The organism is Aequorivita echinoideorum, assembly GCF_018476645.1.
GTDB classification, from domain to species: Bacteria; Bacteroidota; Bacteroidia; order Flavobacteriales; family Flavobacteriaceae; genus Aequorivita; species Aequorivita echinoideorum.
Window position 1 is genome coordinate 714,122 of record NZ_JAHCTB010000001.1, and the last position, 25,666, is coordinate 739,787.

The following is a 25,666-nucleotide window of genomic DNA, read 5'->3' on the forward strand; positions in this document are numbered from 1 at the left end:
TTGTTCAACACTATTAAATATTAGTTAAACATTATTTTTTGATAGTATTACTTTTAATTTTGCAAGTTCAAAAGTGATTTGTGTGAAATTATCGTGTATAAATATAAGCGTTGATGATTCATTATTCATCAAAAATCCAGAAACTACTGATCTTGGAAAGAAGATAGTGGAAAATGGGATTTCATTGATGGTGGAACTGGGGTATGAAGCGTTTACTTTTAAAAAGCTGGGCGAGGCCATTGGTTCCAATGAAAGTTCCATTTATCGGTATTTTGAAAGCAAACATTCCCTGCTGTTATATTTTGTAAACTGGTATTGGTCGTGGATTGAGTACCGTCTTGTGTTACAGACCCACGCTTTGCAAGATAAACAGGAAAAACTGAAAATTGCTATTAAAATACTTACCGAAAAAGTCACCGAGGACAAGCAGATTTCATTTGTAGATGAGGCGAAGCTATACAAAATTATTATGTGCGAAGCTACAAAGGCCTATTACATCAAGGAAGTAGATCAAGAAAATAAAAAGGGATATTACAGAGCATACAAAAGAGTGGTGCAACGTGTAAGCGATATGGTTCTGGAAATAAACCCAGAATTTAAATTTCCGCATATGTTGATTTCGACCATAATTGAAGGCTCACATAACCAATATTATTTTTCAGAACATCTGCCATCATTGACTGATGTTAACAATAAAAACACGAATGTAGTTGAATTTTACACCACGCTGGTCCAAAAAGTAATCTCATAATTTATGGAAAAAGAAATAACCCCTTGGAGGCGCTTTGTGAACCTCTTAAAAATGGATAGACGCGATATATATCAAATCGTGTTTTATGCCACTTTTGCTGGGCTTGTAAGCCTTACGTTGCCTTTGGGGATACAGGCTATCATCAATTTAATTCAAGGCGCGCAGGTAAGCACCTCGTGGATTGTTCTTGTTGTGCTGGTGACGCTGGGCGTGGCTTTTCAAGGAACCCTGCAGATAATGCAAATTCGAATTTTGGAAAATGTACAGCAGAAAATCTTTATGCGTTCTTCCTTTGAATTTGCATACCGTTTCCCGAAAATAAAACTGAAGGAACTCGTTAATTCCTATCCCCCAGAAATGGCCAATCGATTTTTTGATACGTTGACCATTCAAAAAGGTTTGGCAAAGTTGCTGTTAGACTTTCCCACGGCGATTATTCAGATTGTGTTTGGGCTTATACTTCTTTCCCTTTATCATCCATTCTTTATTTTATACGGCTTTCTTCTTATTCTATTTATCACTTTGGTTTTTCAGTTTACATCCAAAAAGGGACTCAGCACGAGTTTGAAGGGAAGCAAATTGAAATACAAAGTAGCCTACTGGTTGCAGGAAGTGGCACGATCGCTTCTTACCTTTAAACTTTCAGGAAAAACTAGCCTTGCCATGGACAGAAATGATACCCTCACGGATTCATATCTATTTGAACGCGAAAAGCATTTTAAGGTTTTGCTGGTTCAGTTTTCCATGATGGTGGTGTTCAAGGTATTGGTAACAGCTGGATTGTTGTTAATTGGCGGTATGCTCGTGCTTAATCAACAAATGAATATTGGTCAATTTGTAGCGGCAGAAATCATTATTCTTCTGGTCATTACCTCCGTTGAAAAATTAATTACAGGGCTGGAAATTTTTTACGATGTACTCACCTCATTAGAGAAAATGGGAGAAGTTGTGGATAAAGAACTAGAGCCCCAAGAAGGAATAAATCCATTTCAGAACAATGGCGAAGTAAATCTTGAACTGAAGAATATTTCTTTCACAAACCATTACGGAAATGAAATTCTGAAAAATATAGATTTTATGGTGCGCCCACAGGACCGAATATTTATTGATGGCGATCCCGGCGCAGGCAAGGCGACGTTTTTTAAGATACTTGCGGGATTGATTTCCCCAACGTTTGGCAGTATTTACATCAATGATAACTCGGTAAAGGGAATCCACCCCAATGCTTACCGTTCTGTGGTTGGGCTGGTTTTGCCGGAGCAACTTCCATTCGAGGGGACTATACGTGAGAACATCTGCTTGGGAAACCAAGAGATAGATCAGGATTATTTAAATGAAATCTTGAAAAACACCCGTTTGCTGAAATTTTTAAAACAACAACCCAATGGGCTAAATACCATTTTGCAACCGGACGGGCAGGAAATACCCAGAAGTGTTTCCAGCCGCATCGCGCTTGCCAGGGCTATTATAAATAAACCGAAAATCCTTGTGCTCAAGGATACGCTCACTTATTTTGACAAGGATGAAGCCAAGGAAGTGGCGGAATATCTCGCTTCAAAAGATAGACCGTGGACGCTTATTATTTCAGATTCTAGAAATCATTGGAAGCGCCACTGCAACAGATTTTATTTATTGAAGGATCAAACCTTAAAACCGATAGAAAAAGATGCTTAACATTGCTAAAGAATCGATTCATAGATTTGTAGATCTATCGAAGTATAATGCTGCCAAAAGAGTTTCAAGGCCTAATCATTATAAATATTTCAATAGGTTTTTGCTGGTATTTATGCTAATAGCCATCATAGTACTGTTTCTTCCGTGGACACAGAACGTGAGCGGCAATGGGTATGTTACCACACTTACGCCGGGACAGCGGCCGCAGACCATCCAATCTCCCATTCCGGGACGTATAGAAGAATGGTACGTAAACGAAGGCGATTTTGTGAAAAAAGGCGATACTATTTTACATATTTCAGAAATTGTGAACCAGTATCAAGATCCCTATCTGGTTGAAAGAACCATTGAACAGCAAGAAGCTAAATCACGTTCGGCATCATCTTATTCAAATAAAATTATCGCCTTGGAAAATAGAATAAATGCACTTGGGCAAGAACGTAATTTAAAATTGAGTCAGGGAGAAAATATGGTACGGCAACTTGAATTTACTATCATTAGCGATAGCACAGACTTGATTGCCATGCGGAATAATTTGGAAATCGCCCAGCGGCAGTATGAGCGATTCAGGCAATTGAATGAAGAGGGATTAAAATCACTGTCTGACGTTGAAGCCAAAAGGTTGAAACAGCAGGAACTTTTGGCAAAAGTGGTTTCACAAGAAAATAAATTGCTCACAAGTAAAAATCGCCTTTCAAACGCTATTACAGAGTTGAACCGGATAAAAGCGGAGTACAGCGATAAAATTTCCAGTGCACAGAGCGATATAGCATCGGCAGCATCGTCCCAATTTGAGGCAGAAGCAGAAGTTTCAAAATTGGCTAATCAGTCCACTAATTACAGCATACGGCAGTCTTTTTATTACGTAACCGCCCCTCAAAGTGGTTATATTAACAAGGCTTTGCGAAGCGGTCTCGGTGAAACTTTTAATGAAGGCGAACAACTTGTGGGCATTATGCCTGCCAATTATGACCTTGCTGTTGAAGCCTATGTGGACCCACTCAATCTGCCGTTGCTCCACACGGGTGAAAACGTACGTTTGCAGTTTGATGGTTGGCCCGCTATATTTTTTAGCGGTTGGCCCAATGCTTCCTATGGGACCTACGGCGGAAAAATAGTAGTGGTGGAAACCTTTAGAAGCCCCAACGGAAAATTCAGGATTCTTATCGCTCCAAATGAATCTGAAAAAGAATGGCCAGATAGATTGCGTGTAGGCAGCGGTGCTTATATGATAGCTCTGTTGGAAGATGTGCCCATTTGGTATGAAATATGGCGAAAGCTCAACGGTTTCCCACCAAATTATTACCAACCCGCAAATTCTGGTGATCCATCTATTCTCGATGGTTCAACAAAATCAATGAAACCAAAAAATTCAAAATAATGTCAATGCAACGGTTCATTTTATTGGCACTTTTCGGTTTATTAATGTCCCTTGCTGGACGTTCGCAGGAGCGGGTTTTGAACGACTCCATTCTTTCTTTTGAAGAATATATTGCATACATAAAAGAGTACAACCCGCTGGTAAAACAGGCAAACCTAAAACTTACCGAGGGAGAGGCCACATTGCTTGCGGCACGAGGTGGTTTTGATCCCAAAGCAGAAGTATACACGGACAGAAAGGATTTTAAGGATACCGAATATTGGGATAAACTTAAAGGTACCTTCAGCATTCCTACATGGTACGGCGTGGAATTCAAGGCAAATTACGAAGATTACACAGGCACCTATCTCAATAACGAATTGACGGTTCCCGAGGACGGATTGTATTCGGCAGGGGTTTCACTCAACCTCGCCCGGGATTTGCTCATCAATAAGCGAATGGCAGATTTAAAAAGCGCCAGAGCATACGTAAACCAAACACAGGCAGAGCGGGATTTGCTGGTCAACAATTTTATTTATGAAGCCGGCCTCGCATACCTCAAGTGGGTTGAAGCATTTACGGAACGTGAAATTTATCGCTCCTTCGTTGAAAACGCCCAAGAACGTTTGAACAATATCGAAATTAGCGTAAGGGCCGGAGATATGGCGCGTATTGATATTACCGAAGCTAGAATCCAGCTTAAAAATAGACAGTTGAGTTTGGAGATGGCAAATCTAAATACACGGAAAGCGTTATTGGAAGCTTCTTCCTATTTATGGTTTGAGGAAGTCCCACTGGAAATTGAGCCAAATGTGGTTCCGGCATTGCCGGCGCCAACGGTTCTATCCTCTTCGCTGCAAGTTCTCATTTCTGAAGACGAAGCGAGTTTAAATGAAAATCATCCAAAACTCCGTAGCCTTAACGCAAAAATTGAAGGTCTTGAAGTGGATAGAAATTTGAAAAGAAACAATCTTCTCCCTAAAATTACTCTAGATTACTATTTTCTTTCAGATGAAGTTGAGCAGCTTTCAGAATTTAATACCCAAAATTACAAAACGGGACTTACCTTTTCCATGCCGTTATTTTTAAGAAAGGAACGCGGGGAATTGAAATTGGCAAATGCCAAATTACAATCCACAATCTTTGAAAGACAGAGCACACTGCTTACGTTACAGAACAAAATAAAAGCAATCAATCAAGAAATAAATTCTATCCAAACCCAACAACAATTGATTGGTGAAATAATTACGGGGTACGATGAGCTTGTGATTGCTGAGGTACGAAAATTCGAAATTGGCGAAAGTTCCCTTTTTTTGATAAACCAGCGGGAAGTGAATTTGATAGAAGCATTTCTGAAAGAAAACAATTTAAATATTAAGGAATTGCAGGCCATCTTTACCTTATTCAATACATTGGGTACGCAAGTTAGGACCTAATATGAAGAATTTCTAAAGATATTTTAATTCAATTTTTTCTGAAATTTCCAGTTTAATTTTTCTCCCGAAAATCAAGGCACGGTTGTCGTCAATATGGCCGGCAGGAAAATTGAAACAAACGGGATAATTGTATTCTGAAATGGCATCAGTTATAATTTCTTCCGCCGTTTTCCCAAATGGAATTTTGCTGTCGTGCATAGTAGTCATTCCGCCCACAATAAGTCCTGCAAGATTTTTCAGCATTCCATTTCGTTTTAAATTCAGCATCATCCTATCCACGTGGTACAAATATTCATCAAGATCTTCAATAAAAAGAATTTTCCCGCGCGTATCAATTGCAGAAGCGCTTCCGCAAAGCGAATATAAAATTGAAAGATTACCGCCTACCAACTGGCCTTCAGCCGTGCCAAATTTGTTGCCGGAATGTTTTTCAGAAATATAATTAAGGGATGCATTTTCGCCGAAAAGCGAAGCATAAAGCGTCCTTCGCGCCTCCTCACTTTTCTTTTCAATATTCTCACAAATCTGGGCGTGCAAAGTCTCGATCCCCAATGTATGTATGTGCGAATGCAGCACCGTAACATCGCTGTAGCCAACAATCCATTTCGGGTTTTTTACGAATTCGGAAAAATCCAATCCATCGAGCATCCGCACCGTTCCATAACCGCCCTTGGCGCACCAAATCGCAGAAATGCTGGGATCGTCCATCATATTTTGAAAATCTTTTTTACGAAGTGCATCACTACCCGCAAATTGATTTTCCTCGGCGCCAATTGTTTCGCCCAAAACATACTTTAACCCCCATTTTTCCAGTAAATGCAATGCAGGTTCAATGGTTTCTTTTGAAATTTTTCGGGCCGTGGAGACGATGGCAACGGTATCTCCCTTCTTTAGATAAGCCGGAGTTTTCACAATTGATTGGATTTTGAAGGTTCAAAAATGATTTTATTCACATAAAGATCCAGCTTGGCAGCTTTTGCTTGCTCAAAGGTGTGTGGCGTATCTCCCATTAATGATTTATCAATTTTTTTATCCGTTTTTAAATAGACACTGATGTTCTGCGCTTCTAGTTGTCCATCATTAAATTTTACGGCACCTGCAAAATCCCACCCAAACCCATAGAAATCAACTGGTTTTCGGTTTACGGAATTCAGCCCATCAATGGTCATACCCGGTTTTACGCCCGTCTGTGAAGCATATTTATTTTCTTTGCCTTCCACCGTTACCCGAAAAACCTTAGTGGAATCCTTCGGCTGAAAATCGATTCGCACTTCGTTTTTACTGCCTTTATTCACATAAATAACTTTTACGTTGCCCATTCCCTCATTTATTGAAACCATTTCTGTATTTATTTCGGCGTCGCCAAATGCCTCAAAAAGCATTTTAGCATTGGCCAATTCAGCAATTTTTTCAATGGTGAAAGATTCTTCCTCTATGGGAATTTCTGTGATTGGATTTTCAGTATTTTCAATACTTTCAGCGGGTATGGTTTCTTTTTTCATATTTTGATTGCAACCAAAAAAAAGGAAAATCCCAATAAAAAATAGAATAGAAAAACGTTTCATAGCATTGTTTTTTTAAAGATAAAAATCTTCAGCGTTTAGCAAAATATCTTTTATCTATTTCTTTTTGAAAGCAGTACCTTTGCGCATTAAAATTTGAATATGAATTCACCTCAAAAACCCGCCACGGCGGACAAATATACCATTACCGCCGCTTTGCCCTACACAAACGGCCCTGTGCACATTGGCCATTTGGCTGGCGTTTACGTTCCGGCAGATATTTATGCGCGCTATCAACGCCTTCAAAATAAGGATGTTGCCTTTATCTGCGGAAGCGATGAGCACGGTGTTGCCATAACGTTAAAGGCGAAAAAGGAAGGAATTACGCCACAGGAAGTGGTGGATAAATACCACGCCATCATCAAAAAAAGCTTTGAAGATTTCGGGATTTCATTTGATAATTATTCGCGCACTTCGGCGGAAATACACCATAAAACCGCTTCGGAATTTTTCAGAAAAATGTACGATGCCGGACAATTTATAGAGGAGGTTACCGAGCAGCTTTTTGACGCAGAAGCCAACCAATTTTTGGCAGACAGATTTGTAGTTGGTACCTGCCCTAAATGTGGTTTTGAGGAAGCCTATGGCGATCAATGCGAAAAATGCGGAACCAGCCATAATGCTACGGATTTAATTAATCCGCGCAGCGTAATTTCTGGAAATAAACCCGTTTTAAAAGAAACAAAACACTGGTTTTTACCATTGGAAAACTACGAGGATTTTCTGAAACAGTGGATTTTGGTCGATCATAAAAAAGATTGGAAAACCAATGTGCTTGGCCAATGCAAAAGCTGGCTGGATGATGGACTGCGACCGCGAGCCGTAACCCGCGATTTGGATTGGGGAATTCCCGTGCCGGTAAAAGGCGCGGATGGAAAAGTGCTTTACGTTTGGTTTGATGCGCCCATTGGTTATATTTCTTCAACCAAGGAATGGGCGGAGCGCGAAGGCAAAAATTGGGAAGATTATTGGAAAGACGAAAACACCAAACTTCTACATTTTATAGGGAAAGACAACATCGTTTTCCATTGCATTATTTTTCCGGCAATGCTGAAAGCGGAAGGAAGTTACATTTTGCCAACAAATGTTCCCGCAAATGAATTTTTGAATCTCGAGGGAAATAAAATTTCGACCAGTAAAAATTGGGCGGTTTGGCTGCATGAATATTTGGAGGATTTTTCAAACCAACAAGATGTTTTGCGTTACGCGTTGACTGCGAATGCGCCGGAAACAAAGGATAACGATTTTACTTGGGCCGATTTTCAGGCGAGAAATAACAACGAATTGGTTGCCATTTTTGGGAATTTCATCAATCGCGTGATGGTTTTGACCGATAAATATTACGAAGGTATTATTCCCGAACCAGCAACTTTTTCTGAAGTAGACGAGCAAACTTTAGCGGAATTGAAAGCCTATCCCGAAGTGATTGCGAGTTCTTTGGAACGTTATCGCTTCCGCGAAGCGCAAGCAGAATTGATGAATGTTGCCAGACTCGGGAATAAATATTTGGCAGACGAAGAACCGTGGAAAACCATCAAGATTGACGAAGAACGCACCAAAACCGTAATGTATGTGGCGTTGCAGATTGCTTCGGCGTTGGCGGTTTTAAGCGAACCGTTTTTGCCGTTTACGAGTCAAAAACTCAAAGAAATGTTGGGTCACGCTGCGCTTGTCGAAGCGCTTTCGTGGAACGACATTTCCACAAAACCGGAATTGCTAAAACCCGGTCACAAAATAAATAAGGCCGAATTGCTATTCAGCAAAATTGAAGATGAACAGATTGAAAACCAATTGAATAAATTGAAACAAACTAAAATGGAGAACACAGAAAATAAGGAAAAGATTGCTTCGGCTGAAGCCTCGCAAGTTACTCCGCAAAAGGAGACTATTCAATATGATGATTTCGCAAAACTCGATTTGCGCGTGGGAACAATCATTGAAGCCGAAAAAATGCCCAAGGCAGATAAACTTTTAGTCTTAAAAATTGACACAGGAATCGATGTTCGCACCATTGTTTCCGGTATCGCCGAAAGTTTTAAACCCGAGGAAATCATTGGAAAAAAAGTTACAGTTTTGGCAAATCTTGCACCGCGTGCGCTTCGTGGCGTGGAAAGCCAAGGAATGATTTTAATGACTGAAAATGCTGACGGGAAATTGGTTTTTGTAAATCCGGGCGAAGATGGCGTTGAAAATGGGGCTACGATTAACTAAAAATATTAAAATTTTGAAACAGTTATTTAGGCTATTTTTCATTGTTTCACTTCCGCTTTTTGCGCAAAAACAAGTGGTACAATTAGAAAATATTGAATATTCCAATTTTATAAAAGATGAAACGGCTTTTTCACTTTCCAATTCAGAAACGGGTGAACTGGCATTGGTTATTCCTGATAAAAGGAGTGTGACGGCATATCTTTTTGATGAAAATTTTGAAAGAACAGATTCTATAACAGCTGAGAGTCTTCGGATAAAATTTAAAGATATAATTGGGTATCGAGTAACTAATAAACATTATACAACCTTATTTTCTACTGAAAACAAACAGTTTTTTGGGGTAGTGGATTTCGATTTTAAAACAGGAAAGACCGTAACGGAGCAACTGGACATAGATTTGAAAAATGAGCAGCTTTTAGAAACTGTGACTTACGACAATCGTTTTTTTCTTTTAACTCTGGATGATGATTATAATGGTATTGTAATACGTGAGCTTTTAGAAGATAGAACATTTGCCACACACAAAATAGAAATAAACGGGCCGGTCTCCTTTGAGGATATGTTGCGGCTGCGCAATAAAGCAGATGATCTTGGAGAGCTCAAAGGCAGTGTTTTTAACGATGTTTTGCCGCCTCAAATAATAGAAATCGATCATAAAAACCCAAATTCTTTAGAGACAACTTCTAGGCTGAATAAACTGTATGCCAAAGACAATAACCTAATCTTGACATTCGATAATTTTCAAGAATTCACATTAGCCTATTTTATTGACCTCGAGAATTTCTCGGTTTCAGAAAAGAGATTTCAGAAACAACTAATTGATAATCAAAATTTAGAAAAAAGTAATTCATTTATATACCAAAACTATTTTTTTCAGATAGTAGTAGATAATGATCGAATGGTTTTAACGATTGATGATTTTGTCACAGGTAATAATATTAAAACATATAGAGCAACAAAAGAGCAAAATATAAATTTTAAAAATTCTGAAATTTTACAAAAAAATGGTGCTTTTATGGCAAGCGATGGTGTTAGGGAATTGAACATGACTTCCCAATACTTGCGAAAAATTGCTAACGGTCAGCCGGGTATTGCAATCCAACAAATCAATGGTATTTACCAAGCAACAATTGGCGGGTTACAAAGTTCACAAGATGGAGGTTCGAGTAATGCAATTGTGATAGGTGTTACGGTTGCTGGTCTGGCTGGAGGAATGATAGGCGGAATGGCTATTACACCTTTTTATAATCCCACTTATGCGAGTTTCGGAAGTTATGCTACTACAAAATCCATTTATGTTGAATCACTTTTTGATACAGATTTTAATCACATTGAAGGATATCCAGTTGAGAACGTTTTCGATAAAATTGAAACTTTCCAAGAATCCTTGAAAAAAGTTGATGCTGAAGAAGTTTTCTCGCATAATGGGAAAGTTTTTTTCGGGTATTTTGAGAAGAGAACGCACACCTATAACATTATCAGTTTCAGCACTGAAGAATAAGACTCAAGCGTCGTACAATGTATAAACTTTTTGATTATATAACCTCCCACACCCAGCTCCCCCAAAAAAGTGTTGAAAATACAGTAAAACTTTTAAACGAAGACTGCACCATTCCCTTCATTTCGCGCTATCGAAAAGAACTGACGGGCAATCTCGATGAGGTTCAAATTGGCGAAATTGTAAAATTCAAAGAGCAATTTGAAGCGTTGGAAAAGCGAAAAGCCGCAATCCTAAAATCGTTGGAAGAGCAGGAGGTCTTGACTGCGGAGCTTCAAAAGAAAATTGAGGAGACAACAGATTTAATCGCTTTGGAAGATTTGTATCTTCCCTATAAAAAGAAGCGCAAAACCAAAGCCGACACCGCACGCGAAAACGGTTTGGAGCCATTGGCGAAAATAATAATGGCGCAATCCAGAACCCTCGGGACTTCCGACATCTCTTCCATTGCCTTAAAATATGTAAAAGGTGAAGTAAATTCCGAAGAGGAAGCGTTGGAAGGCGCGCGCCACATAATTGCAGAATGGATCAACGAGCGCACCGATATTCGGAATATGCTTCGAAACCAGTTGGAACGCTTTGCCGTGGTTTCAACCAAAGTGGTAAAGAAGTTTGAAGATGATGAAAAAGCACAAAAATTCCGGGATTACTTCGACTGGAACGAAGCGTTGAACAAAATTCCATCGCACAGATTATTGGCAATTCTCCGTGCCACTTCAGAAGGATTTATTCGTCTCAAAATTGATCCCGATAGCTATCGGGATGACGACGAAAAGGCACTTTCAAAAATTGAAAAGCGCATCATAAAATCAAATAATGCCACTTCAGAACAAATAAAACTTGCCATTGAAGACAGTTATAAGCGACTGTTGTTTCCAGCGATTTCAAACGAAATTTTAACTACCGCAAAGGAAAAAGCAGATGAAACCGCGATCCAAGTTTTTGCTAAAAATCTGAAACAATTGTTGTTGGGTTCTCCTTTAGGCGAAAAGCGGGTGTTGGCAATCGATCCCGGTTTTAGGACTGGTTGCAAAGTGGTTTGCCTCGATGCGCAGGGAAATTTACAGCACAACGAAACCATTTTTCCGCATCCGCCAAAAAACGATACTTCCACAGCAATAAAAAAAATAAGTTCGCTCGCCGATGCCCATAAAATTGAGGCAATTGCGATTGGCAACGGAACGGCTTCGCGCGAAACGGAACAATTTATAAAACGAATCCATTTTAAAAATGCGATGCAGGTTTTTGTGGTAAGCGAAGCTGGGGCATCCATTTATTCGGCTTCCAAAATTGCGCGGGATGAATTCCCAAACTATGATGTTACGGTTCGTGGTGCGGTTTCCATAGGTCGGCGTTTGCAGGATCCGTTGGCGGAATTGGTGAAAATTGATGCAAAATCCATTGGCGTTGGGCAATATCAACACGATGTTGACCAAGCAAAACTGAAGCGTTCGCTGGATACTTCTGTGGAATTGTGCGTAAATGCCGTGGGCGTAAATGTGAATACGGCAAGTGTTCCGCTGTTGAGTTATGTTTCGGGAATTGGTCCAAAATTGGCTGAAAACGTTGTGAATTATCGAGAAGAGAATGGGGCATTTTCTTCCCGTGAAGCCATTAAAAATGTAGCGCGCTTGGGCGGAAAAGCCTTTGAGCAAGCCGCTGGATTTCTTCGAATAAAAAATGGTAATAACCCGCTCGATGATTCTTCGGTGCATCCGGAAAGTTATGCGGTAGTTTCAAAAATGGCGAAAGATGAAAATGTAAAAGTATCAGAATTGATTGGAAACAAAGCGCTTCTTCAAAAAATAAATCTGGAAAAATACATTTCAGAAAAAATTGGGCTGCCGACTTTAAAAGATATCATTAAAGAACTTGAAAAACCGGGGCTCGACATTCGCGAAGAGGCAAAAGTGTTTACTTTCAACCAAAATATAAAAACCATAAATGATTTACGGGAAGGGCAATTGCTTCCCGGGATTGTGAACAACATCACCAATTTTGGGGCTTTTGTGGATATTGGGATTAAAGAAAGTGGCCTCATTCACGTTTCCAATCTTTCAGATTCTTTTGTGAAAGATGTAAATGAACACGTGCATCTGCAGCAACAGATTGTGGTAAAAGTGCTGGATGTTGATGTTCCGCGCAAGCGAATTCAGTTGAAATTGCATCATTTAAATTAAATTTTATTCAGAAATAATCATCGACTTTTAATGAAAAACGGAATTGTACTAATCGTCCTATTGTTTGCAGCCCAGTTAGCAAACGCTCAGTTTATCAAAGAAAAATCTATCAATGCCCAAATTGGACTCGGTCTGAGTTATCCGTACGAAAGTAGCGATAACATTGCTAGTTTTGGGTTTTTCACACAAGGTGAATTGGTTTTAAAAATTACTTCGTGGTTTGCTTTAAGACCTTATGCTGGCTTGATTATCACAAATTCTGACGGAACGGACTTAAACGATAACCCCACAAATGAAAGAACAGAAACAAAGGCTTTTCTGTTAGGCGGAAAAGCTAGAGTTAGAGCGCCAATACCTTGGGTTGCTCCCTACATTGAATTGGGATTAGGAGCTTCAGTAGGAAAATTTGAGACTTTCACCATTTACGATTCTATAGACAAAGGTGGTATAATCTATCATATTCCAGTATCTTTTGGATTGGAGTTGGGAAGAAACCATAATGTGGATTTGGGATTATATTATTTTTACCAACCCACTGTTCGTCAATATTTGGGGAGTTTAGCGGTTGGGGTAACTTTTCCTATTTAATTTTTTGAATTGATCTTTTGCTTAAAATAGCATTCCATCCCATTTACAAATACCAATTGCCACCGGGCCATCGCTTCCCGATGGAAAAATATGAGCTATTGCCACAACAATTGTTGCACGAAGGCACTTGTAAAGCCGAAAATTTTTTTGAGCCGAAAATCCTTTCCGAAGAAAATATTCTGGCTGTCCATACAAAAGAATATTTTGAAAGTTTATTGAATTTAACTTTGGATAAAAGCGCTGCAAGAAAAATTGGCTTTCCGCTTTCTGAAACGCTTGTAAAAAGAGGAAGAATTATTTCGCAGGGAACAATAGACTGTTGTGAATTTGCCCTGAATTATGGAATTGCGATGAATATTGCGGGAGGCACGCACCACTCCTATGCAGACCACGGCGAGGGTTTTTGCCTGTTTAACGACCAAGCAATAGCGGCAAAATATCTTTTGAAAAAAGGATTTGCAAAACGTATATTAATTGTGGATTTGGACGTGCACCAAGGCAACGGAACAGCAAAAATTTTTGAAAATAACGATTCCGTTTTTACATTTTCCATGCACGGCGCGGGCAATTATCCTTTCAAAAAAGAAAAAAGCAATTTGGATATCGCAGTACCCGACGGAAGTGGTGATGCTGTTTATCTTCAAATTTTAAAAAAGACCTTGCCGAAATTAATAGAAGAACAAAAACCAGATTTCATTTTTTATTTAAGCGGAGTCGATATTTTGGAAACCGATAAATTGGGAAGATTGAATTGTACGGTTGAAGGCTGCAAAGAGCGCGATCGGTTTGTGCTGCAAACGTGCAAGGATTTACATATTCCCGTGGAAGTGAGTATGGGCGGCGGCTATTCGCCAGAAATAAAGATAATTATCGAGGCACACGCAAACACGTTTCGGTTGGCGCAGGAAATTTTCTTTTGAATTATGGGAAAAGATAAAAAGGACCTAAAAGACCTAAAAGACAAAAAGGACAAAAAGGACAAAAAGGACAGAAAAGATAAAAGGAAAAAGGATAAAAAAATTTTCAAAACTGAATGCTGCGAAAAGTATCTCAAAAAAGGAGAGCACAAACGTTGCAAACGCTGTCCTTGTTTTGATCTTCCAGAGGCAGAACGGAAAAAAAGAAAGGCCGCCCTTTTGGACGACCTTTTAGAGTAGGTTATTTACCCGAGGCAAATATTTCCTTTAACTGCTTCACCATACCTCCGTTTCCGGAAACTGTGATTTCGCCAATTTTGTCGGCGATGGTTTCAACAAATTCCATTTCCTTAAGCTTGTAAAGCATTTCGTTTTCTTCCATCAATTTGGCGGTGTTCAACAAGCTTCTGGTTGAAGCTGTTTCTTCACGCCTAGTGATTACGTTGGCTTGCGCTTTCTTTTGCGCCACCAATACTTGGTTCATAATATCCTTCATTTCACCGGTCAAAATTACATCACGGATACCGCAGTTCAATACCGCTACACCCAACTTAGCCGCGGCTGTCTTTGTGTCTTCAAACACAGCTTTCGCAATTTGCGCTTTGTTTTCCAAAAGCTCATCAAGTGTATATGTTCCCACGTACGCACGCAGCGCGAGCTGCAACGCAACGTACAATTGCTTTTCAAAATCCTTGTTTTCCAACAACGCTTTCTCAATATCTATTACTTTGTACTGCGTGTCAAAGTTGATACGGATTGCAGCTTTGTCTTTGGTCAACAATTCCTGTCCGGCAACCTCAAATTGCAATTGACGCAAATCTACCTTTGCGATTTTAATGGTTGTGTCATTTCTCCAGAAACGGTATGTACCGCTTTCCAAAGTTTTTACATACACATCGTCCACAATGAATACCGCTTTTTCAAAAGCCGCCACCTCAAAAACCCTGATGTATTTGCTTAATTCAACATTGCTGAAAAGCGCTTTATCAATTTTTTCGGTGATGTAGATTTTGCTCAAATCCGCAGTTGTGAATTCATACTCCATCAAACCTTTCCAAAAAGCGTAGCGTCCGGATTTCAAAACTTGGCTAAAGCGTCCATTTTTGTAAACCAAAACCAATTCGTTATCCTTCACTTCAATGATGTGAAGCATTGCTTTCAATTTTTCATCTTTCAGCAAAATTTCCAATTCCTTGGGTGCGTTAAAGGCTGCCGCCATGCTATATTGCAGCACCGTTTTGCCAAAACCCAACCAGTGGATACCTTGGGTGATTACGCCTTGGTAATCGCCCCTTTTAAAAACCAAACCTACATTTCCCGCGTTGATTCTTACTCTTTTCATCATTTCTACTTTTTATTATTCAACATTAATTTGACTGCGCCCGTCAAGGCATGTCCACTTACTTTTCAAGCTACCGGTGCTGCTTTTGGGTAAGTTTATTTTGGGCGTTCCCCAGAGATTGCTTCGTTTCTCGCAATTCTGGGTCGGGCTTTCGGCACTCGCTTTTATTTTTATTTTCAAAAAAAATAAAGAGCTCAAACAAAGCCTTAATCCCTAACGCACTTCATCTTCAATAATACCTACAAGGTTTTGAAAACCTTGCAGGAAAGGAAAACAGTAAAGGAAAACCATCCTTCCGGCACGGAAATACTGAGAATTTAAAAGAAAACTAATTGGTTTTATGCGAAGGGATTCAGCCGAAAGATTATTCAAAAAAGCGAACAATCCTTTCAAAAGAACCCGATTGCGAAAAGCAACTACTTTCGGTTTTTAAATTTGTCAGTATTTCAAAGTACTTTTTGGACTGTTTTTATTTCCGAAGAAATAGCAACCGATTTTCCATTTACTCTTTTCATCACAATTTTTACAGCGTGACAGGCTGTTGGTCTGTTTTTAAAAGTTGACCTTCTTTGTTGAATGGTGGATTTTTAATCCTTTTCATAGATGCTAGAACCTAAATCTAGTGCGTTTACCATTTCGCCATCCGCCAAATTGCGGAGCAGGAATCGAACCTGCAATCTACTCCTGTTGTTCTAACCAAACTGAACTAACTCAAATCAAAATTGAGTGTGGGAGTCGAACCCACGACCTACAGCGTGTGATCGTTTTTTGGGAAACAACCAAAACCTTCAAGTCAAGTTGGATATAAAACCGCAATGTATTGCTGCAACGGTTTATACAATGGTGCTATACTGAAACACGCAACAAGACTTACTTGATAACTTAAATTCCAAATACCTGAAACTTTTAACTTGAAACTTGAAACTACTTTCGCAGTACCGATGGGACTCGAACCCATACCTTCCCCATAGACAGTGGGGCGCTCTAGCCTTTGAACTACGGTACTAAATTCCTGCGAAAGCAGGAATCTCTTTATTTTTTCTCCTTTCTTTTAGTTTTACTTTTTTTCTTTGCCTTCCTTTTTTTCGGAAGCTTTTTCTTTATTCGTTCAATTTCGTTTTCCGCGAAAGTGATAAAATGATTGTTCAGCCCCAATTTTAGTCCGCACTTGTATGCTTTCAACGCTTTTTTGTTGCGCTTTTGAGCTTCAAAAAGTTGACCTTGCAAAAGGTTTAATAATGCTTTGTCTGCACCTTTTAATAGTAATGCGTAATCCAAAACTTTTTGTGCTTCGTCAAAATCCTCGTTACGTATCAACGTGTAAACGTAATCTGGATAAATTCTTGGAAGCTCCATTTTGCTGGCAACCGCGGCTTCAAAATAATGCTTGGCAGCTTCAAAATCGTTTAGTTGATCAGCTTGTAAATTCGCCATTAAGCAAAGTGCCTGTACATTTTTTTCGTCATAAGACAAAGCGTAGTTTAAGGCTTCAATCGCTTCTTCCAAAGCAAAAGGATATGCGTCCAGCGCCTTGAACAAATAAATATTTTGTGTATTTGTGTCCATTACAGTTTTGTTATTACTAGTTTTATCAGAATTGATTCTGAATTCATTTTTCCACTGTAACGGAGAGGGATACGTCAAAAATTGACATAAAAAAATCCGAAACAGTTTTGTTTGCTTCGGATTTTCATAGAAGAGTTTATTTTCTAACTATAATAGTTCCGAAGCTGGTTCTCTGGCGAATCATCTATCCAGTTTTGTCCTTTTGTGATCGTTAGGTAAAACATAGCTTCTTAGTTTATATATTATTATTTCGTTTTGCAGTTGAAATGTTTTTCTCTAAAACTGCGGTGCAAATATTAAATGCATTTTTGAATTACACAAATAAAATTTTAATTTATTTCGTTGAAAATTAAATAGTTATATTGAATTTAGGGTGAAGAATTCCTGTTCGGTTTTTCACGAACTTTGGAATAATCTGCAACGTACTGTCTATCATTTGCTTATTACTCAACTGCTATTTTGGCTTAGATACTTTTCAAATACAATTAATTTTTAAAAAAAATCCATAAAAAAAGGCGCCCGATGTATCGAGCGCCTGTAAAAATCTTTTTATAGGTGTTAAATCACTTCAAAAATAATTACATAACGCTCCGTATCGTAAAAATGGATCAACCATTTTGCGATATTCAGACTGAAAAATTAGTCCTTTGGGTGTATTATGTAAACTTATGCTTTTCATTATGGTGCAAATATGCGGTAAATTTTGGCTAATTACCAAATGATTAGTGAATGGATTTTATAAATAAAGTCCCATTTTTATTTTCCAATACTGAAATTTTCCTTCGAAATATTCAAAATATGGTTTTAATGCCTCAGTGTTTTCAAGTATTTTTTGAGCATTTTTTATTTGTTCGATTTCTTCGGAAGAAATAAATTCAGAAAAGTCAAAATCTTTGCCCGATTGATGCATTTTTATGAAATGTCCATAAATGGAATCTTCGGAAAGCCCACGTTTTGCTGCAATTTGAGAAGGTGAAAGATTTTCTATTTTAAACATTCTATAACTTTTTTCGTGTGAAGGCAAGTCCTTTTCCTGTGCGTCCAAATGTTTATTGATCACTTTTAGAAAATCATCAGCATATTTTTCAAGTTTCGCATCGCCCACTCCGGAAACCTCGGCAAATTCCTCACGTGTCCGTGGTTTTTTAAATTCCATATCTTCCAAAGTAGCATCGCTGAAAATTACGAATGCGGGTTTGTCTATTTCCTGTGCTAATTTCATTCGTAAATTGCGCAATTGGTCAAATAATTCGGCACGTTTGCGCGGCGTTTTTTCTGAAGCAACTTGGTTTTTCTCCTGATTTATATGAGCCAACCGTACTTTTTTTCCTTCAAATAAAACTTTTTTGGCGGAAGGCGAAAGCAACAATCTCCCGTTTTCGTGAAAATGGATTTCAAGAATTCCCTGATTCAAAAGTTGAATAATGTATTGTTGCAGATCACGCCAGGAAATATCTTTTGCCGCGCCAAAAGTTTTAATATTTTGATATCCTTTTTCAAAAACCTGCGCGTTTTGCGAACCACGAAGTACGTCTAAAACCATTCCCAATGCTTCCTGTTCCTGCAATCGAGCTACTGCAGAACAAACTTTTTGGGCGATGAGCGTACCGTCAAAATACTTAGGTGGCGTTTTACAGATATCGCAATTGCCGCAATCTTCGGTTATGTGTTCCCCAAAATAACCGAGCAATGCTCTTCTTCGGCAGCTCAAGGCTTCGGCATATTGTTGCATTCTTTCCAGTTTTGCCAGTTGATATTCTTCATTGGCGGCACCTTCGGTGAATTTCCGAAGCATAATTATATCTGAAAAACTATAAAAAAGAATGGTGTGCGCAGCGAGGCCATCACGTCCACTTCTACCGATTTCCTGATAATACCCATCAATATTCTTGGGCATATTATAATGGATTACCCAGCGCACGTTGCTCTTGTCGATGCCCATTCCAAAGGCAATTGTGGCTACGATAATGGGTGTAGTGTCGTTCAAAAAAGCATCTTGAACCGTATTCCTTTCTTCCGAAGTTAAACCTGCGTGATAGGCTTCAGCTTTGTATCCTTTCGCTTTTAGGGTTGAAGCGAGTTTCTCTGTGCTTTTTCTGCTCAAACAGTAAATTATGCCGCTCTGTTCTCCACGCTTTGAAAGAAAATTTAAAATTTGTTTGTTGCGATTTTGTCCTGGGCGAACGTCTAAATATAAATTTGGCCTATCAAACGAAGCTATAAAAGTATTGGCGTTCGGGATCGAAAGTTGGTTGGCAATATCTATCCGGGTGGCGCGATCTGCCGTTGCGGTGAGTGCGATTATAGGGGTATTGGGAAATTGCTTTTTTAAATTTCCAAGCTGAGTGTAAGCAGGCCTAAAATCGTGGCCCCAACTGGAAATACAATGTGCTTCATCAATTGCGAAAAGACTGATTTTAATTGAATTTAAGATGAAATTCAACTGCGGAAGACTTTCTGGAGCAACATAAAGTAATTTCAATTCTCCTTTCTGAAAATTTTTTAAAACGGTTTGCTGTTCTTCGGAAGGTTGTGAACTGTTGAAAAAAGATGCTGAAATTCCATTAGCTTTTAAAGCGTCAACTTGGTCTTTCATCAAAGCAATTAATGGTGAAATTATAACAGCCGTGCCCTCTAAAGCCAAGGCCGGGAGCTGAAAGCACAATGATTTGCCACCGCCAGTAGGCATAATGGCAATGGTGTCTTTTTTATTTAAAACGTTATTGATTATTTCTTCTTGATTTGGAAGAAACCTATCATAACCAAAATAAGTTTTGAGCAAATCGTTCGTTGTATGCTTTGTGTCTGTTTTCATTGCTGTAAAAATAATAGTTCACAAATAAAAAGCCCCCATATAAATGGGGGCTTGATTGGCCAGTCATTTTTTATTTACTCCCCAGCATGACTAGCTCATTGCATACTACCTCAGTTATATATCGCTTTACTCCATCTTTGTCATCATAAGATCTTGACGTTAATTTACCTTCGACTGCAATTTCTTTTCCTTTGGACACATATTTTTCAATAATTTCGGCAGTTTTTCCCCAAGCTACAATATTGTGCCATTGCGTATCTGTTACGCGGTCACCCTTTTGGTTTTTGTAGGTTTCATTGGTTGCAATACTGAATTTTGCCAATTTTTTTCCACCGTCAAGATTAATAATTTCTGGGTCGTTCCCTAAATTTCCAATCAACTGTACTTTGTTTTTTAGCGTGCTCATAATAATAAATTTTAATGTTAAACAATTGATGCTATCGAAGTTGTTATGACTCGACAGGACAAATGTATTTTACGCCCCAAAAATTAGCTGGTAGTTACCCATTTACTATCGTTTATAAATGATTGTAAATGTTTGAAAACGGATAAAATTCAGAAATTCAAACTATTATAAATAAAAAAATCTCAGATTTCTCTGAGATTTTTTTCAAGTTAATTTTTGAAATATTTACTTACGCAATAAATATACTTGCTATCGCATTTACTTCGGCCATTGTTAGTGGCTCATCAAATGCAGCAGTTGTTGCATCATCACCACCAAAACTTCCAAACATTCCGGAAAGATTTACTCCACCTTGCGATAAGTTGTCCTCACCAGCATATATTGCAGCAAAATCATCTGGAAGGGTATTATTATCTTGAATGATCCAACCTCTTTCTTGACGCATTCTTCTTACTTGTGATGCATGACGTGCTTCAACGGAGTGAATTTGAAGGGCATATCGCAATAATTCGTTACTGTTTGCCAATGCACCCGCTTGTCCTTTATAAGCGCGAACGCCTGTATCTTCAAATCCTTGAGCTAAAGCCATAAATGTGGGGTAATCGTTGAAAGGGTCTAACATTAGGTCACCACCTGTAAAGTCAAAAGTTGGCTTTTCGATGGCGTCGTCACCCAATGCAGCTACAAGAAATGCAACGTGAGAATCTTCGTGTTTCGAAATTTGATTGAAAACAGCTTGATCCTCAGCTGGAATTACACCGCTGTCCAATCCCATTTGGTAAAAATCTGCTTCTAAATATTCTAAAGTAAGTGCAAAATTCAAAACATCTGTGTTTGATGCTTGAAACGCTGCAGTCGCCATAGAGCTAGTCGCGGCTTTAGTTTTTGAACTGGTAGCTGCCAAACCAAATGGAATAGAAGCTAATGCTATACCTTTACCTACGTTCTTAAATTGTTGAAATGAATCTCTTCTCGAACCTTTTTCATTTAAAAGTTCTTTGTTTGAGAGAATATCTAATATTTTTATAAAATTCATGATTTTGTTTTTTTTAGTTGATAATTAATTACGAGTTAGGTAAGTTGTTTGCCGTAAATGGCGTTACAACAAAACCGGTGTTAACCACAGCTGTTAAAACATCTGCCGGAGGCGTAGCTTTATCGTAAGCTAGTCCACTTCCACCAATATCAACCAATACCATATCACTTGCAAAATTGGTAGAACCTGGGCTAATTAAATCTCTAATTGCAGAGGCATGACGAGCTTCTACTGAAACTATTTTGCCAGCAAGTGTCAAATAAGTTAGACCTGCTGAATCGCTTACATCTATTAGTTCCCCAGCACCATTATAGGCACTAACACCAGTGTCTTCCAGAATTTGAGAAATATTTAATACGTTGTCTCTGCTTCCGAAGTCAACAGTAGAAAAATCAAATTCCAAATCTGGAAGAACCAAACTTGTATCACTACCTACTGCCGCAGTAATAGCAGTTTTAAAGAATTCTCTATGGATAACTTCGTGATTTCTAAGGTCTTCAAAGATTTGCTTTTCACTTGAAGGAGCACCTGCCCAATAAGAACCATCCAAAACACGCTCGTAAAAAGCGGCTTCAAGTTGTTCTAATGCATATGCGTAATTAAGAATCCCTAAATTACCAGGGCCTAAATCGAATACTTCTGGATCCGGTTCTGGCATAGGCTGATCATCGTCATCGCTACATCCTGTCATAAACAGAAATCCTGATCCTACGATTGCAGCACCACTTAATTTTAGGAAATTCCTTCGATCATTTCGGATCGAATTCTGTAAATTGTTACTCTTCATTTTTTTCATAACGGTTCTACTTTTTAGTTAATTGTTAAATGTACGTTCATAACTTCCGCACAGTTTTTATATTTCAGTTAAACTTTTGTTACAACAATCACATTCTATGTTAAAAGGATTTTGTTTTTCTTAATAATTGTTAAAAAAAAGCCTTATCAACATCATTTCGAAAACATTTAGAATGAAATCTTAATATTTCAAATCAAACGTGAATGTGTAATATGTACGAATAAGTTGCTGACCTTGGTTTTCAAAAACTAAAAGAATCTTTCAAAATGACTGATTTCTATATTATGAAATATTGAGATTATATAATTCGTATTTTTAAAACTTAAAACGTAGGATGAAATTTTTTAGCGCAATTCTTTCAGCAGTTATAATCGTTGCACTGGTTTATTTGAGTTTTTTCTGCCTTATGCCAAATAACGGCAGTGATGCTGCTACGCCTAGTACCGAATTTTCAACGGAACGTGCTTTGGTACCATTGCAAACCATTTCATCCGCGCAACACTATATAGGTACGGAGGCACACGAAGGGGTTCGTCAATTTTTGGTTTCAGAATTTGAGAAAATGGGATTGGAAGTAGAGATCCAAGAAGATTTTGTACTTAACAATAAGTCTCGCAGCCTGGATAAGCCAAAAAATATTATTGCCAGAATAAAAGGGAGCGGTACAGGAAAATCCCTTCTTCTGCTATCACATTACGATAGTGCGCTAACCCCTTCCTATGGTGCGAGTGATGCGGGAAGCGGTATTGTTACTATTCTTGAAAGCTTGCGGGCATATTTGGCGGGAGGCAATAAACCTATTAATGATATTATCATTCTGTTTACCGATGCAGAGGAAATAGGTTTGGACGGCGCCTATCTTTTTGTAACGGAACATCGCTGGGCAAAAAATGTGGGACTGGCATTGAATTTTGAAGCACGCGGAAGTGGCGGTCCCAGTAATATGATTTTGGAAACGAATGGTGGAAATAAAAATTTAATCAACGCTTTCATAGAAGCAAATCCAGATTTTCCGGTTGCGTCTTCTTTGATGTATAGCGTTTATAAAATGCTCCCGAATGACACCGATAGCACAGTTTTGAGGGAAGAAGCAGATGTTGACGGTTTCTTTTTTGCTTTTATTGATGATCATTTTGATTATCATACCGCAAATGACACGGTCGAAAATCTTGATATTAATACATTACAACATCAAGGGAGTTATTTATTGCCTCTTTTAAAATATTTTTCCAATGCAGATCTCTCCCAATTAAAATCTGCGGAAGATGATGTTTACGTCAATTTTCCTCTCGTTAAAATGATCAGTTATCCATTTTCGTGGATTTTACCAATGCTTATCATCGCGATCATAATTTTTCTTTTTCTCATTTTTTATGGCTTCTTCAAAAGAAAGCTGGATCTTAAAATTGTAGGAAAAGGATTTGCTACTTTTTTGGGTGCCTTGCTTTTGTGTGGGTCACTGGGATTTTTTGGATGGAAACTTTTATTGAATATTTATCCGCATTATAACGAAATTTTACACGGCTTCAAATACAATGGTCATAGTTACGTCGCTTTTTTCGTGCTCTTTTCTATTTCCATTTTATTCGCATTATATAAAAATTACGGAAGAAGGGATCAGATTGCTAGCTTGTTAGTGGCCCCCGTAACCTTTTGGTTAATTATAAACGCGCTGGTATTTTGGAAATTGAAAGGCGCAGCTTTTTTTATCATTCCCGTGTTTTTTTCGCTGATTGCATTATTTCTATTGATACGCCAAGAAAAGCCAAATCTATTTGTAATGGTTTTTTTGGCAATTCCGGCAATTTTTCTCTTTTCTCCACTTATTCAGTTTTTTCCGGTGGGTCTAGGCTCTTCAATGGTGGTAATAAGTTCTGTTTTTACCGTGCTCTTATTTGGACTTTTACTACCGGTCTTCGGATTTTATAAATGGAAAAACACCCTCGCAGCTCTTTGTTTTCTTTCTGCTGTTGGTTTTCTAATTAAAGCCCATATAACAAGTGATTTTTCTGAAAATAGACAAAAGCCGAACAGTTTAAACTATTTTGAGGATAAGGATTCCAATCAAAGTTATTGGCTTACGTATGATGGGATTCTGGACAGTTGGACTCAAAATTATTTGGGTGAAAATCCGGAGGATGCAACTAAATTTATCAAGAATTTTTCCACGAGCAAATATAATTCTGGATATACCTTTGCCGCTCCGGCACCTTTTAAGAATCTGGAACATTTCGAAATTATTTTAGAAAAGGACTCTGTAGGCACAGCGAATAAATACGCTGCTTTCACAATTTTTCCAAAGAAGAATAGCAACCAAATAGAACTCTATGTGCCGAAAAATATAGAATTCAAAAACTTGGAGTTTAATGGAAAACAAGCCGAATTCAGCAAACGGGAATCTAATTTATTGCTTCGCTACTATATTTCAGATAGCGATTCGCTTCATATTAATTATAGCATTTCTAAAGATATTCCCGTGGCATTCACAGTTTTTGAATCCTCATTCGATTTATTAAAAAACAGAAATTTCTCAATCCCCAAAAGACCAAAAAGTATGATGCCAAAGCCTTTTGTGGTGACAGATGCCGTAATTGCAAAACGAAGTTTTACGCCGGATACGCTTCAAAAAAAGAAAAGGGATTCCATATTTATTTTATCTGAAATTCTTTCAACCCAATGATCAAAAATATTGCTATTGTAGGCTTGGGATGGCTCGGCCAGCCCTTGGCAGTGCGTCTTTCCACAATCGGTTACATCGTAATAGGTTCTGTCACCACCTTGGAAAAAGCCAAAACGCTCCAACAAAATGGAATCAATGCCTTCAAGCTTGAAATCTCTGAAAATGGAATTTCAGGTGAAATAAAAGTCCTCATGAAAAATACGGATTGCCTAATTATTATGGTTCCACCGGGACTTCGGAAAAACACGGGAGCAAATTATGTATTGAAAATGAAACACTTGCTAAAAGTAATCGAGGCTTCCGAAGAAAAAAAAGTAATTTTTATAAGCAGTACTTCCGTTTATGGCGATGCACAGGGGAAAGTTACCGAAAATGATGCGCCGAAACCGGAAACCAATGCCGGCCAACAATTATTGGAAGCGCAAAATTTATTTGCTGATTCAAAAAAAATTGAAACTGCCATAGTGCGTTTCGGTGGTTTGTACGGTGGGAGCCGGGAACCTGCAAGGTTTCTGGCAGGAAGAAAAGATTTAAATGATGGAAATGCCCCGGTAAATTTGATTCATAGAAAGGATTGCATCGCCATTATTGAAGAGATTTTGAAAAGGGAATCATTCGGTTATGTCTTTAATGCCGTAAATCCACAACATCCCAAAAAATCAGACTATTATATAATGAGAGCGAAAGCGTTGGGCCTGGAACCTCCCACTTTTTCCGAAGCCAACGAAGGTGAAACTTTTAAGCAAGTGGATTCGGAAAACCTGCAAGAAATTTTAAAATATCAATTTACAAGTACTCTTGTTTAAATAAAAAAAGGAGCCCAATAAAGGCTCCTTTTTCAATCAATA

Annotated in this window: 20 protein-coding genes and 1 tRNA gene; 12 read left to right on the top strand and 9 right to left on the bottom strand. The window is 38.4% G+C overall.

Annotation, left to right across the window (positions count from 1 at the left end):
- The first annotated feature begins 82 nt into the window (after positions 1-82).
- Genes KIV10_RS03390 through KIV10_RS03405 form a run of 4 tightly spaced genes read left to right on the top strand, consistent with a single transcriptional unit; the run spans position 83 to position 5,221 of the window.
- Positions 83-751, top strand: a complete 669-nt coding sequence (locus KIV10_RS03390; protein ID WP_214112071.1) for a TetR/AcrR family transcriptional regulator — start codon at positions 83-85, stop codon at positions 749-751.
- A gap of 3 nt (positions 752-754) precedes the next feature.
- Positions 755-2,425, top strand: coding sequence for a peptidase domain-containing ABC transporter (locus KIV10_RS03395; protein ID WP_214112072.1), 1,671 nt, complete (start codon positions 755-757; stop codon positions 2,423-2,425).
- Entirely contained in the window at positions 2,418-3,806 is a 1,389-nt protein-coding gene (locus KIV10_RS03400) for an HlyD family secretion protein (protein WP_214112073.1), read from the top strand. Before KIV10_RS03395 ends, KIV10_RS03400 begins: the two co-directional genes overlap by 8 nt.
- Complete coding sequence (locus KIV10_RS03405; RefSeq protein ID WP_214112074.1) at positions 3,806-5,221, top strand: TolC family protein; 1,416 nt, start codon at positions 3,806-3,808, stop codon at positions 5,219-5,221. Before KIV10_RS03400 ends, KIV10_RS03405 begins: the two co-directional genes overlap by 1 nt.
- Before the next feature lie 12 nt (positions 5,222-5,233).
- On the opposite strand, the gene KIV10_RS03410 is transcribed toward KIV10_RS03405, so the two are convergent.
- Both KIV10_RS03410 and KIV10_RS03415 read right to left on the bottom strand, forming a co-directional pair.
- Positions 5,234-6,133, bottom strand: coding sequence for a S66 peptidase family protein (locus tag KIV10_RS03410; protein ID WP_407650144.1), 900 nt, complete (start codon positions 6,131-6,133; stop codon positions 5,234-5,236).
- Positions 6,130-6,723: a hypothetical protein gene (locus KIV10_RS03415; protein WP_214112075.1), complete on the bottom strand. Its 594-nt coding sequence runs from the start codon at positions 6,721-6,723 to the stop codon at positions 6,130-6,132. Before KIV10_RS03415 ends, KIV10_RS03410 begins: the two co-directional genes overlap by 4 nt.
- Before the next feature lie 162 nt (positions 6,724-6,885).
- Here KIV10_RS03415 and metG point away from each other — a divergent pair, with 162 nt between their 5' ends.
- From metG to KIV10_RS03445, 6 genes are read left to right on the top strand one after another with little or no spacing between them, the layout of a single operon-like run.
- A complete protein-coding gene (metG, locus tag KIV10_RS03420) occupies positions 6,886-8,994 on the top strand; it encodes a methionine--tRNA ligase (RefSeq protein ID WP_214112076.1) in 2,109 nt (702 codons plus the stop codon).
- A 13-nt stretch (positions 8,995-9,007) separates the two neighbouring features.
- Positions 9,008-10,495, top strand: coding sequence for a hypothetical protein (locus KIV10_RS03425; RefSeq protein ID WP_214112077.1), 1,488 nt, complete (start codon positions 9,008-9,010; stop codon positions 10,493-10,495).
- 17 nt (positions 10,496-10,512) lie between these two features.
- Positions 10,513-12,672: a Tex family protein gene (locus KIV10_RS03430; protein ID WP_214112078.1), complete on the top strand. Its 2,160-nt coding sequence runs from the start codon at positions 10,513-10,515 to the stop codon at positions 12,670-12,672.
- Positions 12,673-12,702: 30 nt separating this feature from the next.
- The gene (locus KIV10_RS03435) at positions 12,703-13,260 is read left to right on the top strand and encodes an outer membrane beta-barrel protein (protein ID WP_214112079.1); all 558 of its coding nucleotides are present in this window, start codon (positions 12,703-12,705) and stop codon (positions 13,258-13,260) included.
- 17 nt (positions 13,261-13,277) lie between these two features.
- Positions 13,278-14,180 (top strand): histone deacetylase family protein, encoded by a 903-nt coding sequence (locus KIV10_RS03440; protein ID WP_214112080.1) that lies wholly within the window; start codon positions 13,278-13,280, stop codon positions 14,178-14,180.
- Positions 14,181-14,183: 3 nt separating this feature from the next.
- Complete coding sequence (locus tag KIV10_RS03445) at positions 14,184-14,417, top strand: hypothetical protein (protein WP_214112081.1); 234 nt, start codon at positions 14,184-14,186, stop codon at positions 14,415-14,417.
- A 1-nt stretch (position 14,418) separates the two neighbouring features.
- On the opposite strand, the gene KIV10_RS03450 is transcribed toward KIV10_RS03445, so the two are convergent.
- The 7 genes from KIV10_RS03450 to KIV10_RS03480 all read right to left on the bottom strand — a co-directional run bounded on the left by KIV10_RS03450 (position 14,419) and on the right by KIV10_RS03480 (position 22,138).
- Entirely contained in the window at positions 14,419-15,522 is a 1,104-nt protein-coding gene (locus tag KIV10_RS03450) for a slipin family protein (protein ID WP_317194697.1), read from the bottom strand.
- 930 nt (positions 15,523-16,452) lie between these two features.
- Positions 16,453-16,525, bottom strand: a tRNA-Asp gene (locus tag KIV10_RS03455).
- A 26-nt stretch (positions 16,526-16,551) separates the two neighbouring features.
- Positions 16,552-17,085: a hypothetical protein gene (locus KIV10_RS03460; protein ID WP_214112082.1), complete on the bottom strand. Its 534-nt coding sequence runs from the start codon at positions 17,083-17,085 to the stop codon at positions 16,552-16,554.
- A gap of 736 nt (positions 17,086-17,821) precedes the next feature.
- Positions 17,822-19,900, bottom strand: coding sequence for a DNA helicase RecQ (gene recQ, locus KIV10_RS03465; protein WP_214112083.1), 2,079 nt, complete (start codon positions 19,898-19,900; stop codon positions 17,822-17,824).
- A gap of 70 nt (positions 19,901-19,970) precedes the next feature.
- Positions 19,971-20,306 carry a single-stranded DNA-binding protein gene (locus KIV10_RS03470; RefSeq protein ID WP_214112084.1) on the bottom strand — a complete coding sequence of 112 codons (336 nt, stop codon included), beginning with the start codon at positions 20,304-20,306 and terminating at the stop codon, positions 19,971-19,973.
- Positions 20,307-20,535: 229 nt separating this feature from the next.
- Complete coding sequence (locus tag KIV10_RS03475) at positions 20,536-21,342, bottom strand: ferritin-like domain-containing protein (protein WP_214112085.1); 807 nt, start codon at positions 21,340-21,342, stop codon at positions 20,536-20,538.
- Positions 21,343-21,370: 28 nt separating this feature from the next.
- On the bottom strand, positions 21,371-22,138 hold the full coding sequence (locus tag KIV10_RS03480) for a ferritin-like domain-containing protein (protein ID WP_214112086.1): 768 nt from the start codon (positions 22,136-22,138) through the stop codon (positions 21,371-21,373).
- 334 nt (positions 22,139-22,472) lie between these two features.
- Here KIV10_RS03480 and KIV10_RS03485 point away from each other — a divergent pair, with 334 nt between their 5' ends.
- Positions 22,473-24,818 carry a M28 family peptidase gene (locus KIV10_RS03485; protein ID WP_214112087.1) on the top strand — a complete coding sequence of 782 codons (2,346 nt, stop codon included), beginning with the start codon at positions 22,473-22,475 and terminating at the stop codon, positions 24,816-24,818.
- On the top strand, positions 24,815-25,624 hold the full coding sequence (locus KIV10_RS03490; RefSeq protein ID WP_214112088.1) for an SDR family oxidoreductase: 810 nt from the start codon (positions 24,815-24,817) through the stop codon (positions 25,622-25,624). The genes KIV10_RS03485 and KIV10_RS03490 overlap by 4 nt, the downstream gene beginning before the upstream one ends.
- The last annotated feature ends 42 nt before the right edge of the window (positions 25,625-25,666 follow it).

Coding starts and splice junctions, on each gene's coding strand:
- KIV10_RS03395 (WP_214112072.1), top strand. CDS start 755: ATGGAAAAAGAAATAACCCCTTGGAGGCGCTTTGTGAACCTCTTAAAA.
- KIV10_RS03400 (WP_214112073.1), top strand. CDS start 2,418: ATGCTTAACATTGCTAAAGAATCGATTCATAGATTTGTAGATCTATCG.
- KIV10_RS03405 (WP_214112074.1), top strand. CDS start 3,806: ATGTCAATGCAACGGTTCATTTTATTGGCACTTTTCGGTTTATTAATG.
- KIV10_RS03415 (WP_214112075.1), bottom strand. CDS start 6,723: ATGAAAAAAGAAACCATACCCGCTGAAAGTATTGAAAATACTGAAAAT.
- metG (WP_214112076.1), top strand. CDS start 6,886: ATGAATTCACCTCAAAAACCCGCCACGGCGGACAAATATACCATTACC.
- KIV10_RS03430 (WP_214112078.1), top strand. CDS start 10,513: ATGTATAAACTTTTTGATTATATAACCTCCCACACCCAGCTCCCCCAA.
- KIV10_RS03435 (WP_214112079.1), top strand. CDS start 12,703: ATGAAAAACGGAATTGTACTAATCGTCCTATTGTTTGCAGCCCAGTTA.
- KIV10_RS03445 (WP_214112081.1), top strand. CDS start 14,184: ATGGGAAAAGATAAAAAGGACCTAAAAGACCTAAAAGACAAAAAGGAC.
- KIV10_RS03450 (WP_317194697.1), bottom strand. CDS start 15,522: ATGATGAAAAGAGTAAGAATCAACGCGGGAAATGTAGGTTTGGTTTTT.
- KIV10_RS03460 (WP_214112082.1), bottom strand. CDS start 17,085: ATGGACACAAATACACAAAATATTTATTTGTTCAAGGCGCTGGACGCA.
- recQ (WP_214112083.1), bottom strand. CDS start 19,900: ATGAAAACAGACACAAAGCATACAACGAACGATTTGCTCAAAACTTAT.
- KIV10_RS03470 (WP_214112084.1), bottom strand. CDS start 20,306: ATGAGCACGCTAAAAAACAAAGTACAGTTGATTGGAAATTTAGGGAAC.
- KIV10_RS03475 (WP_214112085.1), bottom strand. CDS start 21,342: ATGAATTTTATAAAAATATTAGATATTCTCTCAAACAAAGAACTTTTA.
- KIV10_RS03480 (WP_214112086.1), bottom strand. CDS start 22,138: ATGAAAAAAATGAAGAGTAACAATTTACAGAATTCGATCCGAAATGAT.
- KIV10_RS03485 (WP_214112087.1), top strand. CDS start 22,473: ATGAAATTTTTTAGCGCAATTCTTTCAGCAGTTATAATCGTTGCACTG.
- KIV10_RS03490 (WP_214112088.1), top strand. CDS start 24,815: ATGATCAAAAATATTGCTATTGTAGGCTTGGGATGGCTCGGCCAGCCC.